This window comes from Leptolyngbya sp. NK1-12, from assembly GCF_032598965.1.
In the GTDB taxonomy this organism is placed as follows: domain Bacteria; phylum Cyanobacteriota; class Cyanobacteriia; order Elainellales; family Elainellaceae; genus Elainella.
Genome location: NZ_CP053586.1, coordinates 4999340 through 5013192, shown reverse-complemented (window position 1 = coordinate 5013192; position 13853 = coordinate 4999340). Strand labels below are relative to the sequence as shown.

Sequence of the window (13853 nt, the reverse complement as noted above, 5' to 3'; positions counted from 1 at the left end):
CAAATTCGCTTGAAAGCTAAGTCCATTAAAAAATTACGCAAAAATAAAGCAGAAATAAAGCAGAGGCAAAGGTGATTTTTTATACGGCGCTAGAGATCGTCTAGCTGCAAGTCTGCGGCGGTGATCAGAGAAATTTCGGTGTTGTCTAGGGTCTTGAGGGAAGTGGCGATGCGATTGGCTTGCTGTTCGATGCTGCGCTCAAATACGGTGCGGGCAAAGCGTCCGTTGCCGAAGTGTTTGTTGCGCTGGGCATAGGCTTGCTCGAAGTGGGCTTGCAGCTTCCCATGGGCAGCTAGATCGATACTATAGCCGTAGTCGATGCAGAATTTTTTGAAAATTAGCAGCAGTTCGCTGGGACTGTAGTGGTCAAAGTAGAACAGGCGAGTAAAGCGCGATTGCAGTCCTGGGTTGGCCTGAATGAAATATTCCATTTCTTCGGTGTAGCCCGCTACGATGACAGCAAACCGATCGCGGTGGTCTTCCATGCGCTTGAGTAAGGTTTGGATCGCTTCTAGACCAAAATCGTTCGATGAGCCGCCTTTGGGTGCCAGGGTGTAGGCTTCGTCGATAAATAGCACTCCGTCTAGGGCTTGTCTGACCGCATGATCGACCCGCATCGCCGTTTGACCAATGTAGGCTCCAACGATACCGGCCCGGTCGGTTTCAACCACATGGCCGCGCTGCAGACAGCCAATCTGTTTATACAAACGCCCTACTAGGCGAGCAATCGTAGTTTTTCCCGTGCCAGGAGGGCCGTATAGCACAAGGTGTAGAGAAGGTTCTAGGGTTTTGAGGCCGCGTGTTTTGCGTTCTGTCTGCACATTGAGAAAATTGGTTAGGGCAAACAGCTTTTGCTTGGTGTGGTCATGCCCAATCAAGGCGCGAATATCGGCAAAAATTGCTTCTAAGGTATCGTTGTCGGGCGGTTCATGCTCGGCAAAACTGGCTGTAGTAGCGCTATCAGATTGGCTAATCCGGCTAGTACTGTTGGTACTGTTGGTGCTGTTGGTACTGTTGGTACTGTTGGTACTGTTGTCGGCCACACTAATCAGCAGGCTATGCACTTTGATTTTGATTTTGTCAAAAACAATAAACCCAAATTTGTGGTCATCGACCCGCGTTACCAACTCGGCTTCCAGCGTCTCTACCCGCGTGCTGTTGATATAAAACTCGACGCTATCTCGATTACGGCGAATTTCCAGAATGTTGATCGCGTTGGGATACTGAATGGTGTGGCTGCGTTTCCAGAGCACCAGGTCTTTGAAAATGCCGTTTTCGCACTTAGCGATGCGGTAGTGGCCGTTGTCAGCAATCACGAACTTAAAGAAATTGTGGGTGTCCACCAAACCCCAGACAAAGCCGAAGCCGTGGTTTGCTCCTGATACCTTCTCCAGTACAACATGAATGCGGAAATCGGGTTTGTCGTAAAAAAAATCGGCTGAGTTCCAGGCCACCCACCAGCTATTTCCGGTTCGCTTATGTTCAAAGACATAATGATTGGTTTCTACGCCCAGCTTGCATTCATCAGAGCTGCGCGAACTCCAATTGTGCTGATTGTCCTGAAAATATTCTTCGAAAATCAACATAGTGTTTGCTATGGCGTTTGCGGTGAATTAGATTAGTGGACTGTCGCTAAGCAATTAAGTAACTCAACCTAATGATTTGTTCAGATCCTTTAGGGTCTAGTGCCTTATTGGCAGCAGGCGAATTGCCTGCACTCTATTGATCTGCTAATTCGATTGATTTACTATCTGATATTTCCCACGAGCTGGGTACCTATGCAGATTGGAGATCTCTTTAGGACTTTCACTAACCGATGAAGACGGTGAAACCGATAACTACCAAACAAACACTCGAGCCATTCCATCAGCAGGCTGAATTTGACACTGAGGCCGCAGATTTAGACATTTATTGAGATCATTTTAGATGTCTAATCAACAACGTTGTTGGATTGAAGCAGAACGCTTTTACAACATTACTGAAAATTACCACAGCTTAACAAGATGTAACGGCGGCAATAATAAAACCTTAATAAGACATTAAAATCTACGAACTCCGGCCAGCCATAACTTCCAATTAACGATAAGGGTAAAGAATTTAAGCATCATTCCCTGCCATCCCCCGCGCAGAGCGTCTGCCTTCATAGAAGAAATAGAAGAAACAGTGTTTAAGGAGACAACGATGACCTATACTGCTCCATCGGCTCAGACAACTGCTGCCGGTGTTTCGTTGCTAGCGCCATTGTCAGGCCGATTAGTGCCAATTGAAAAAGTTCCCGATCCGGTGTTTGCCGAAAAAATGGTGGGTGATGGCATCTCGATTGATCCGGTCAGCCAATCCCTGTTGTCTCCTTGTGATGGTGAGGTGGTGCAGCTTCATCCCTCTTGTCATGCGGTGACGATCAAAACAGCCGAAGGCATTGAGGTGCTGATGCATATTGGCCTCGATACCGTCATGCTTCGGGGTGAAGGGTTTGATCCCAAGGTGAAGGTGGGGGATCGGGTGCGGGCTGGCGATCCGCTGATCGATTTTGATGCAGACTATGTAGCACTCCACGCCAAGAGTTTGTTGACACAAATTGTGATCAGCAACAGCGATCAGGTGGCTAAATTCACGCCATACTCCGGCAATGTCACAGTGGGGCGGGATGTGATTTTGGATTTGTCTCTAGCCGGTAGCGATGCAGTCGTTACAGCCGATTCTGGGGTAACGGTGACTTCTGCCCCGATCATTGTGCCGAATCCCACCGGATTGCACGCTCGTCCTGCCGCAGTATTGGTCAATCTCGCTAAAAAATATAAGTCCAATATTCGCCTCAAGCGGGGGGACAAAGAGGTCAGTGCCCGCAGCGTGGTTGGGTTGATGGGGCTAGAGGTGAACCACGGTGATACGGTGCAGCTGATTGCCGACGGTTCCGATGCCGATGCCGCGATTGCCGAACTGAGTGAAGCACTGCGCTCTGGCTTGGGTGAAGAAGGGGCGAAACCACTAGCCTCTCCGGCCAGTGTGGCTTCCCTCACTGCAGCGGCTCCTCCTCCCCGGCCTCGGTCCGATGATCCGAATTTGATTCTGGGGGTGGCGGCCTCTCCCGGTGTGGCGGTGGGCTATACCTATCGACTCCAGCATCAGGACATCCGCGTTACGGAGACGGCGGCCAATCCTAACCAGGAACGGCGCAAGCTAGAGCGAGCAATCGAGCAGGCCCAGGCCGAAATCGAAGCGCTGCGGGCTAAGGTGCACGGACAGGCTGATGCCGGAAAAGCCGCCATTTTTGCAGCCCATCTGGAATTGCTCGAAGACCCGGAATTAACCGACACGACCACGAACTTGATTGATAAGGGCAAAAGTGCGGCCTTTGCCTGGAAGCAGGCTTATACAACCCAAGCCGAGCAGTTGAGCCAGCTAAAGAACGAACTCCTGGCGGCACGAGCCAACGATCTGCGCGATGTAGGCGGACGGGTGCTGCGGATTCTCACAGGTACCTCGGTCGAAGGGGTTTCCTATCCCGATAACTGCATTCTGTTGGCCGAAGATCTGACTCCATCCGATACGGCCACCATGGAGCGGGGTAAGGTGCTGGGTTTCTGTACCGTAGGCGGCGGAGCCACCTCGCATGTCTCGATTCTGGCGCGGGCAATGGATATCCCAGCGATTGCTGGTGCGGAAGCGCGGATTACGGATCTGCCCGATGGGACGCCAGTAATCCTAGACGGCAGCAAAGGCAAACTGCGCCTCCATCCCACCCTAGAGGAAATGGAGCGGGTGCGGCAAAAACAGGCTCGTCTCAAAACCAGACGCCAAACTGAACTAGCTTCGGCCCATCTGCCCGCTCAGACTAGGGACGGTCACCGCATCGAAGTAGTCGCCAATATTGCCAATGCGGAAGAAGCGGAAAAGGCGGTTTCCCTCGGCGGTGAAGGCGTGGGTTTGCTGCGCTCGGAGTTTGTGTTTATGGAACGCGACAGCGCCCCCAGTGAAGATGAACAAACCGAGATCTATTCCACCATTGCTCGCATCCTCGACGGTCGCCCCTTGATTATCCGCACACTGGATGTGGGTGGCGACAAACCCCTGCCCTATCTGCCTTTGCCCCATGAGGAGAATCCCTTCTTGGGCGTGCGGGGGGTGCGGATTGGCTTTGACCGTCCAGATATTCTGCGCACCCAGCTGCGGGCGATTTTGCGGACCTCGACCCACGGCAACGTCAAAATCATGTTTCCGATGATCGCCACGCTAGAGGATTGGCGGATGGCGAAAACAATGCTGGAAGAAGAGCGACAGGCATTAGGTGTGGCTCCGATTGCGGCTGGCATCATGGTGGAGGTGCCCTCCACGGCGGTGAGCGCTGAGCAGTTTGCCAAAGAAGTCGATTTCTTTTCGGTGGGCACCAACGACCTGACCCAGTACACCCTGGCAATGGATCGCGGCCATCCCAAACTGGCTCCCTATGTAGACGGTCTGAATCCGGCAGTGCTGTCACTAATTGGCATGGCGGCTAGAGCGGCCAACGCCAACGGCAAATTCTGCGGCATCTGCGGCGGCATCGGCAGCGATCCCCAGGCGATTCCAATTCTGGTTGGCTTGGGCGTCACGGAACTCAGCGTCAGTGTACCGACCATTCCCAGCGTCAAAGCCCAGATTCGAGAGTTCAGCCTCAATGACTGTCAACGCCTAGCCGAACGAGCGCTCACCCTACAGTCGGGTGCGGAAGTGCGGGATCTGATGCCAATGGAGGATTAAAAAATGTGGAAACGAATGTTTGCCTTGTTGCAGCAGATGGGAAAGGCGCTGATGCTGCCGGTCTCAGTGCTGCCCGTTGCTGGTCTGCTGCTTGGTATTGGTTCGGCCAAGTTTAGTAAGCCAGAAGCCTTTTGGTGGATGCCAGAATGGTTGGCCACCATCATGAAACAATCGGGAGATGCGATTTTTGCCAATCTCCCCCTGCTGTTTGCAATTGCAGTGGTCATTGCGTTTACTGGCAATGACGGGGCTTCCGCTCTGGCTGCTATCGTTGGGTTTGCGGTGTTTCTGGCGGCGCTGGGTGCGGCGGCCCAAACCTTTTTTGGCTACTTGTCGCCACAGGACATTATTGCTAAAGGGCTAGACCCAACGACAGTGACGCGCTTGAGTCCAGAAGAGCTGGTCGCCAAAGGGCTGCCCGAAACCATCAATGTTCTAAAACCGGTAATGGGAATCAATACCCTGGATACCGGTGTATTTGGTGGGCTGTTGGTGGGCTGCCTAGCCGCTTATTTGTTTAACAAGTATTTCCGGATTCAGTTGCCCCAATACCTGGGTTTCTTTGCGGGTAAACGCTTTGTGCCGATTGTGACGGGACTGAGCGCCATCCTGCTAGCCATCATTATGAGCGTGGTTTGGCCGCCAATTGGCAACGCTATTAATGTGGCCGCGAATGTGACAGCTAGTGGTGCCAACACAGCCATAACGGCTGCTGTCTATGGCGTAGTAGAACGTTTGCTGCTGCCGTTCGGATTGCATCACATTTGGAACGTGCCTTTCTTCTTCGAGATTGGCCGCTTTGTTGATCCAGCGACCAATCAAGTAGTGACGGGCGATATTCGCCGCTTCTTTGCCGGAGACAAAACAGCAGGCATTCTGGGTGGAGCCTACTGGTTCAAAATGTTTGGGCTACCAGGTGCAGCAATTGCGATGTGGCGAGCGGCCTATCCCAAAAATCGAGGCCGAGTCAGCGGTTTGATGTTTTCGGCGGCCTTCACCTCGTTTCTAACCGGAATTACTGAGCCACTAGAGTTTTCGTTCATGTTTGTTGCACCGCTGCTCTATGGCGTTCATGCCTTAATCGCTGGCTTTTGTCAGTGGTTGTTTCAGACTATGGGCGGCAAAATGGGCTTTACGTTCTCACAAGGAGCAATTGACTTTATCTTATTTAATAGTTTGGGCACTCGCTCCTGGTTGATCTTGGCGTTCGGTCCTTTGTTCTTTGCGCTCTACTTCGTGATCTTCTACTTTGGTATCAAACACTTCAATTTCAAGACACCTGGCCGAGAAGATGAAGAAGTGGAAGACGGGGATGCAGTGCAGTTGTCTGGTGGGGCAACTGAGATGGCCCGAGAACTGGTGCGGGCGTTTGGCGGACGCAGCAATATTGCCACCCTCGATGCTTGTATCACCCGCTTGCGGATTACGGTCAACGATATGAAGAAAGTGAACAAGCCGCGCCTGAAGGCGTTAGGAGCATCGGGCGTTCTGGAGGTAGGCAACAGCGCTCAGGCCATTTTTGGACCGCGCTCTGAAGGTCTCAAGACCGATATGGTCGAGTATCTGCGCCATGCTGGAGCCGAAGCGGACGAAGCCTACGAGCCGAATATGGCAGAAATTGCAGCAGCCGAATCGATGTCGGGTTCGGTCGGCACGGTGATCAGTGAACCCACCATCGATCCAGATGCGCCAGCCAAAGTGCGGGCCATGATTGCAGCTCTGGGTGGCATCGGCAATATTCGCCGGGTTGATCCAGTTGCCTTGACTCGCTTACGGGTAGAAGTGGCAGATAGTGCCAAAGTGAATGAGGAAGCACTGCAAGCCGCCGGAGTCCAAGGCATTTTGCGCATACCGGGCGGCAAACTACATTTGATTGTGGGTTTGGGAGCAGACCAATATTCTGCTGAAATGAGCGATCAATTAGCCAAGATTTGATCAGATTAATTTTGTAACCAGTTAATTCAATGTAATTCAATCTCAAATGTTAGAAAAAGGTGCAGCATGGATCTGCATCTTTTTATTTAAGTATTTTTTGAGTATGTCAGCTCACGACAATTTGCGATAGATCTGTAATAATCACTTCTATTGATTGCGAGATTCAAATGCTGTTTTCTAATTATTTAACCGATGTCTCTTCTAATCAGTCGTTTAAGCAAGCGGCTAATCGTGGTTTATCTTGGCAAAATTCTCACTTCAGTTTGCTCAACCGATCGGAGAGCAGGCCCGCTTCGCAACTAGGACGGCTGCGCAGCAGCACCAATCGCTCAGATAATAATCAATCAGATAATCGGTTCGCTACAGCCCGCAGTTTAGGTATCTATAGGGGCGGCAAACTGGATCTAAAAATTAACGATACGCTTGGCAAAAAAGACCGGGTAGACATCTACGCTCTCACTGTACCGAGTGGCGTGACGCTACCCAATGGCGGTTATTCATTCAAAGTTGATCGAGGCACAATTCGTTATTCTCTATTTGGTGCGGTTCCGGCGCTGGGCATCAGACCCCAGTTTGCTGGCAGTCGAGTGTTTAAAGGTAGCGATAGACTACGGACAGTTGGATTCGAGAATCCCTATGCCGAGAATCTAGTTGTATACATTCGGTTTGATCGGCCCAGCAGAGATACCAAATACAGGTTCCGCCTGTTTTCATGAACGAATCGCAGGATTTACTGCACGGCTCTGGCCTTATCGCCGACTTGGAATCCAGTGCCGCTGATGATGCGCCCGACGCCGGACCGGGCATCCACTTCCGTCAGTTCGATCTGGCCGATGGGCGTGGTGACGCGCCGCAGCACTTCGCCGGTTTCCGGATCGGTGACTTCGCGGTCTACCCGCTCAATGGATAGCCTCATGCCGGTGCGGAAGCCATCTTGGGAACCTCTGTTGATGATCACGGTATTGCCGGAAATATCGGCTACGGTAGCGTCGATGACCGGCGTGATTTGGGGCAGAGCGGCCAGTTGGGGAGCGGCAGAGGCGAGTTGAGTGGCCAAATCACTGACGGCCTGTTCGGCTGCCGTGCTCAGCAGCTCGCTATCATTGTTAGCGCTGGAGCCACCGCTGCCAAGAATCGAAATCGAAACGCCGCCACTGCTGCGATCGGCGGATGCGGAACTCTCGGCCACGCTAACAATTTCTGCCGTGGTGGTATTGACGATCCGGGCAGTTAGCGCTACTTCGGCAGTGCGGGTGCGATTGCTAGCACCAATGCCGAAAACTGAAACAGAGCCGCCTTCCTCATCCAAGTTGAAGCGGGTCACGGACCCAATCACAACTGCATCTGCGCCCAGGACTCGGCCAATTTGGGCGGCGGTGCTGGGATCAATGCGTCCGGAGGCGGCCAGATCTTGCTCTTGCAGAATTTCGGCAATCCGGCTGCGCTCAATCACCGTATATTTGCCGCTCTGGAACAGTTTGGTTGTCAGCAGGTCGCTCACCCCTTGAGCGGCATTGGGATTGCTGTACCACCAGTAGTCAGCTCCGGTGCTGGCATAGTCAAAATCCAACACGGCGACGCGCAACCGTCCTTGCGGCTGAGATTGGGCAATTTGAACGTTGCCTGGTTCGCTGGCTAGAGCAATAGATTGGGTGAATAGCCCATTGACAAGGCTCGTTAAGAGCAGCGCACCACAAGAAAGTCGAGCAAGATTCGTCAGGTGTTGAGATTGCATAGTCATGAAATTGGGTTCTGTATCGTTTAAACAGTTCGATTGTGAAAGGAGCGTTTCAGGCAAAACGGCCTTGCCTTAGCTAGAACTTTTCATAGCTTGCCCAGAATTAAAGCTGACCGACAGGTTAAACCCTGCAGCTACGCGCACCCTCAAATTAACCGCTTCGCGTTTCCAACCGCCAGATGCAGTGAATCGGCTGCTTAGATATTCACGTCGGCTATAGGGCATTTCGGACGGAATGCCTTCTCGATTGCGCTTCCCTAGATTTGTGCAGCCAAATTGCTAGGAAACGGTACAATTCCCTATCAGCTTTCTTCTGTTCCAAACAGGTCATTGCCTACGCGATTCATGATCTGTACAATCGGGGCTATGGGGAAGCCGGCATCCGGAGCGGTCCGCTCCAACTGCAACACCAGAAGAATTCATCAGTATCTTGTTGCGCTCCTTCTAGTTCAACCCATGACCCACGAGCCTTCTACCTGCGTACTTTCAAACTCAACTTTTCGGTAGGGCAACGGCTTTACGCCGCGCGTCACCTGATGCACCCACCACACCTCCTCAGTCTGCACATCGGCAAAGCCAGCGGTTCGCATCCAGTCGCCCACATTGCCCGCCGCGTAGTCTTTGATGTAGGGTTCTTCAAAGATCTGCGTCAGCCATTCGGTTTGGCGCAAAGTAGACTGGTTGCCATCCAGAATCAGCACCTCACCGCCCGGTTTCAGCAGGCGAAATGCCTCTTGCAGAATGTTACAGGAGACGAGGGGCGGAGTTTCGTGAAACAGAAGTGAGGCTGTGACCAGATCAAAACTAGTATCCGCAAATCCAGTCTGCTCGGCATTGGCCTGCTTCAGGTTAACCTTTAATCCGGATTGTTCGGCTTTGTCGGCGGCCACCACCAGCATATAGGGCGACAGATCGATGCCAATCACCTCAGCAAAGGGAAAGGCTTGCTTCAGCAGCAGCGTCGTGGAACCCGTACCGCAACCTAAATCGAGAATCCGGCGCGGCTGACAGCGAATTCGTTCGATCAAGCCTTTGCGGACCCATTCTTCGTTAGGCGGCAGCACATATTGGGTTATTGGATCGTAGGTTACGGCTGCATCGGGGCTGAGATAGCCGTTTTTGACGCCATGAAAGTTCTGATTGTAGTAGGTAGGGTAAGCGAAATTGGGCTGGCGGAAGCGCTCGCTCTCCCGTTCCCAGTCTTTGCTGTTGCGATAGCGCAATAACGCTTCTCGGTCGATCAAAAAGCCGAAGATGGGAGCAAGGAAGCGCTCGAATAAAGTGTCTTGGCGAACGGTCATTGAATTCTCTCCAAGAATTCTCTCCAATTCCATCCGCAGTGTAGTGAATTTCTCCAGAAATTGCAGAGCCAATTGTGTATCTAAAAAAATTGCTACACACTCTTGACAGTAATACTACAAAAATACTACAAGTATATAGTATCAGGCGTCATTCAAAGCTCAGCCTTGGCTCTACACGGGTTTTAGCGTAGTTGTAAAAAGCACAGTAATTAAAAAACGACTCCAAGTTTGGTCAGTCTTAAGCATCGAAGGAACCGATATGAAATTAGCAGAAGCCCTGATTTTGAGAGCCGATTGTCAGAAACGAATTTCACAGTTGCGTGAGCGGCTAGAGCGAGTGGTAAAAGTGGAAGAAGGCGATTCGCTAGCCGAAGATCCACAAACTCTGTTAGCTGAAGTGGATCGGATTATTGAGAACCTGACTCAGTTGATCCAGCAGATCAACCGCACCAATTCGCAGACGCCATTTGCTAATTTAGGAACTCTGGCAGACGCTTTGGCAGAACGCGATACGCTGAGAATCAAATCCAATTTGTATAGAGAGGTCATTAAGGCCACCTTTGGTCAAAATCACGGCTTCTTTGATGGATCTGTAAATGCAAGAGGCCGTGTGAGAACGGTGAATGTGGCAGTCGGGGCGCTGTTCAAATGACAGAGTAGCCCAGTAGATGTCACACGTTAACGGGTACTGAGCACAGCGTACTACCACGTACTGGTCTGTTGCAATTGGTGAGGGTGGGATAGGGGAAATTTTTCAACTGAGATTATCAGCATTCAGATTACATCAGGAGGAGCCATGTTTGAATCGATGAATACCTCGGTCAGTGTCCAAGTTTCCCTACGGTCATAGAGGAATCAACTCAAATTTTTTAGATCGTTCTAGAAAGCAATCTAGAAGCCGGTTAGTGCTACTTTAGAGAGTGTTTGAAAAGCCAAAATTGTGCCCGAACTGCCCCCTAGGCCCCAACTTTGGAGAGAACCAGATTGGAAGTCCCCCAGAATTGGGGGATTTAGGGGGCGAATGCAGAACTTTTGATACTTTTTAAAAATCCTCTTAGAGTTTCCTGAAGATTGCTGCTATTCCTCTGTGAACGTAGTTTCCCTGCAATCAATATCACTACTTCACAAGGAATCTTATGACGTTACAGGAATTAGGGTGGAACGAGTTTTTCGCCCAACATACATCGGATCTAGCATCTGGCTACAGCGTGGCTCGCGTCGCGTTAGAACACAAAAGCCACTACAGGCTGTACAATGCAACCGGGGAACTCACGGCTACGATCAGCGGCAAATTACGGCACCAAGAGGCGCGTCCTGCGATTGGCGATTGGGTGGTGATTCAATCTGCGATTCAGTCTGAAATCCCTGAAACCCCTAGCACAACTGAGAAAACCGCCATCATCCAGCGAGTTTTACCCCGCAAAAGCCAGTTCTGTCGCAAAACTGCTGGAGCCAAAACAACTGCGCAGGTAGTGGCGGCCAATATCGATACTGTGTTTTTAGTATCAGGCTTGGATCAGGATTTCAATCTGCGACGAATCGAGCGCTATCTAATCCTGGCCTGGGAGAGCGGCGCGAATCCGGTGATTGTGCTGAACAAGGTCGATTTGTCGAATCAAATTGAGCAGAGAGTGCAAGACGTAGAATCAATTGCGCTGGGGGTGCCGATTTGCTGCTTGAGTGCCTTACAGCATCAGAGCTTGGAGCCGTTGCGTGCTTATCTTGCACCTGGTCAAACAGTGGCGCTGTTGGGGTCATCGGGTGTCGGTAAATCGACGATCACCAATCAGTTGTTGAGCAAAGCTGCGCAGGCCGTACAGCCAGTTCGACTGGGCGATGATCGGGGCCGACACACTACCACTCACCGGGAATTGTTTCGCTTGCCGGGAGGGGGCTTACTAATCGACACGCCTGGAATGCGGGAACTTCAGGTTTGGGCGGGAGAAGAGAGCCTGCAAGAAACCTTTACCGATATTGAAACTTTGGCGCTCGATTGTCGGTTTCGCGATTGCCGCCATGCCGGAGAACCGGGTTGTGCGATCCAGCAGGCACTAGAGGAGGGCAGCTTAGATGAAGCGCGTTGGCACAATTACCAAAAGCTGCAGCAAGAAATTCACCACCTCAATCGCAAACAGGATCACCGGATGCAGATAGAAGAAAAAGCGCGGTGGAAGCAGATCACAAAATCCTTGCGCCATCATCCCAAATATGACCATCGCTAAGCCGTTGTATCACGGGAAAAATACCGATTTCTCTGACTGCGAGTCAGTAACAAAATTTGAAGATAGAACTTGGAAGGAATCCATCCATGCCTTACGAACCGCTCAACTATTCAACCCCAACCCCAATTCTGTCCTGGGCGAACCACGAACTGGGGCCAAACGAAGCTCAAATGGCAAAGAACGTTGCCTCGCTGCCGTTTGTGTTCAAGCATGTGGCGTTAATGCCGGATGTTCACCTCGGTAAGGGCGCGCTGGTCGGCTCGGTGATTGCTACCAAAGATGCAATTCTGCCGGCGGCGGTGGGTGTCGATATTGGCTGCGGCATGTCGGCGATCAAAACACCGTTCACGGCGGATCAGCTCGACGGCAAACTGAAGCAAATTCGCCGCGACATTGAGGCTGCGATTCCAGTCGGCTTCAATGAGAACAAAGACCTGGAGAAAGCCGTGACCAACTGGCAGGGCTGGCGCGAGTTCAAAGATCTGCATCCCGGCGTGCAAGATCTAGAAGCCAAAGCGATGAAGCAAATGGGGTCGCTGGGGGGAGGCAACCATTTTATCGAAGTCTGCCTTGATACAGAGGATCAAGTTTGGCTAATGCTGCACTCTGGCTCTCGCCACATTGGCAACATGTTGGCCCAGTACCACATCCAAACCGCAAAGGAATTGATGAAACTGAGCCAGACCAAGCTGGCCGATCCCGACCTGGCCTACTTTGTGCAGGGCACTGCCGAATTCCAAGCCTACTGGCACGATTTGCAATGGGCACAGCACTATGCCAAATTCAACCGCGAGGTGATGATGGCCCGATTCCAGCGGATCATCGAAACGCATGGGGCGGGCGGCAAACCCACCAAGCCTCTGCTCCAGGTCAACTGCCACCACAACTACGCCGAAAAAGAAGTCCACTACGGCGAAGCGGTGTATGTGACTCGCAAGGGAGCAGTGCGTGCCCAGGAGACCGACTATGGCATTATTCCGGGTTCAATGGGAGCCAAGTCCTTCATTGTGAAGGGAAAAGGCAACTGCGCCAGCTACTGCTCTTGCTCGCACGGAGCCGGACGCCTAATGTCGCGCAACAAGGCCAAGAAAACCTACACGCTGGATGATTTGATTCAGCAAACAGCCGGAATCGAGTGCCGCAAAGACGAAGGCGTGATCGACGAAATTCCAGCTGCCTATAAACCCATTGAGCAGGTGATGGAAAACCAGTCGGATCTGGTCGAAGTCGTGGCGACGCTGAAGCAAATCGTCTGCGTCAAAGGCTAATCCGATGAGCAGCCCACCCAGGCCGGCAAGGCCGGATTCTGACGAGCCTCTGCCGGAAATTTGTCGCAGGCATCAATCAGATCGCGACTGTGGGTGTTGACGACCGTTTGCCATTCCTGAATCAAGGCAGGCGGAATTTGCAGCACTACTGGTGGAGGCGTTAGGGTGGGAACTTCCAGCCGTAAGCGATAGTCGATTGGCAACTCGGATAAAACGGCTGGCAGATCGTACTGCGCAACATGGGGCTGGAGCGGCACATCTTTGCCAATTTGGTTCGAGATGTCGTGGACAGGCAGGGTATGGCCTTTGGGGTCGGTAAAGGTAATTGGCTGCGCATGGTCAATTGCAACCGCGCCAGGAAAGCCAACCAACCTCAGCGCCATCCCACCTTCGCGTCCATCCGCTTGAATAGGTTTGAAACCAATCACCTGCCAACTGTGGTGGTCTTGGTCTCGCAATGTCCGCCGCGACTGCACAATCACAGCACTGGAGGTATCCGCCGTATAGAGAACCGTGGCCGCAGCAGCAGGACTATAAGCCAGCCCCAGAAACAAAACCAACCCCAGAGCAAGCCAGACCTGAACGATCCAAAAGCGTTTCGTTTTAATCACAATCAATTGCTAGAAAGACTATAGCTATCCTATGCCAG

10 protein-coding genes are annotated in these 13853 nt (G+C 51.9%); 6 read left to right on the top strand and 4 right to left on the bottom strand.

What is annotated here, in order from left to right; all coding sequences use genetic code 11:
• Positions 1-89: 89 nt before the first annotated feature.
• Positions 90-1586, bottom strand: coding sequence for an AAA family ATPase (locus tag HJG54_RS21240; RefSeq protein WP_316431257.1), 1497 nt, complete (start codon positions 1584-1586; stop codon positions 90-92).
• A gap of 595 nt (positions 1587-2181) precedes the next feature.
• Here HJG54_RS21240 and ptsP point away from each other — a divergent pair.
• From ptsP to HJG54_RS21225, 3 genes are all read left to right on the top strand, one after another.
• A complete protein-coding gene (ptsP, locus tag HJG54_RS21235; protein ID WP_316431256.1) occupies positions 2182-4740 on the top strand; it encodes a phosphoenolpyruvate--protein phosphotransferase in 2559 nt (852 codons plus the stop codon).
• Positions 4741-4743: 3 nt separating this feature from the next.
• Positions 4744-6675 carry a glucose-specific PTS transporter subunit IIBC gene (gene ptsG, locus HJG54_RS21230; protein ID WP_316431255.1) on the top strand — a complete coding sequence of 644 codons (1932 nt, stop codon included), beginning with the start codon at positions 4744-4746 and terminating at the stop codon, positions 6673-6675.
• Positions 6676-6842: 167 nt separating this feature from the next.
• The gene (locus HJG54_RS21225) at positions 6843-7391 is read left to right on the top strand and encodes a hypothetical protein (RefSeq protein WP_316431254.1); all 549 of its coding nucleotides are present in this window, start codon (positions 6843-6845) and stop codon (positions 7389-7391) included.
• A gap of 14 nt (positions 7392-7405) precedes the next feature.
• Here the strand turns inward: HJG54_RS21225 and HJG54_RS21220 are convergent, their stop codons facing one another.
• A complete protein-coding gene (locus HJG54_RS21220) occupies positions 7406-8410 on the bottom strand; it encodes a CsgG/HfaB family protein (RefSeq protein WP_316431253.1) in 1005 nt (334 codons plus the stop codon).
• Positions 8411-8862: 452 nt separating this feature from the next.
• Positions 8863-9714, bottom strand: a complete 852-nt coding sequence (locus HJG54_RS21215; RefSeq protein WP_316431250.1) for a class I SAM-dependent methyltransferase — start codon at positions 9712-9714, stop codon at positions 8863-8865.
• Positions 9715-9973: 259 nt separating this feature from the next.
• Here HJG54_RS21215 and HJG54_RS21210 point away from each other — a divergent pair, with 259 nt between their 5' ends.
• The 3 genes from HJG54_RS21210 to HJG54_RS21200 all read left to right on the top strand — a co-directional run bounded on the left by HJG54_RS21210 (position 9974) and on the right by HJG54_RS21200 (position 13204).
• Positions 9974-10366, top strand: coding sequence for a DIP1984 family protein (locus HJG54_RS21210; protein WP_316431249.1), 393 nt, complete (start codon positions 9974-9976; stop codon positions 10364-10366).
• A gap of 484 nt (positions 10367-10850) precedes the next feature.
• Positions 10851-11936, top strand: coding sequence for a ribosome small subunit-dependent GTPase A (gene rsgA, locus HJG54_RS21205; protein ID WP_316431248.1), 1086 nt, complete (start codon positions 10851-10853; stop codon positions 11934-11936).
• An 86-nt stretch (positions 11937-12022) separates the two neighbouring features.
• Entirely contained in the window at positions 12023-13204 is a 1182-nt protein-coding gene (locus HJG54_RS21200) for an RtcB family protein (RefSeq protein ID WP_316431246.1), read from the top strand.
• Here HJG54_RS21200 and HJG54_RS21195 read toward each other — a convergent pair.
• The gene (locus HJG54_RS21195) at positions 13201-13815 is read right to left on the bottom strand and encodes a DUF3122 domain-containing protein (protein WP_316431244.1); all 615 of its coding nucleotides are present in this window, start codon (positions 13813-13815) and stop codon (positions 13201-13203) included. The genes HJG54_RS21200 and HJG54_RS21195 overlap by 4 nt on opposite strands.
• Between the last annotated feature and the right edge of the window lie 38 nt (positions 13816-13853).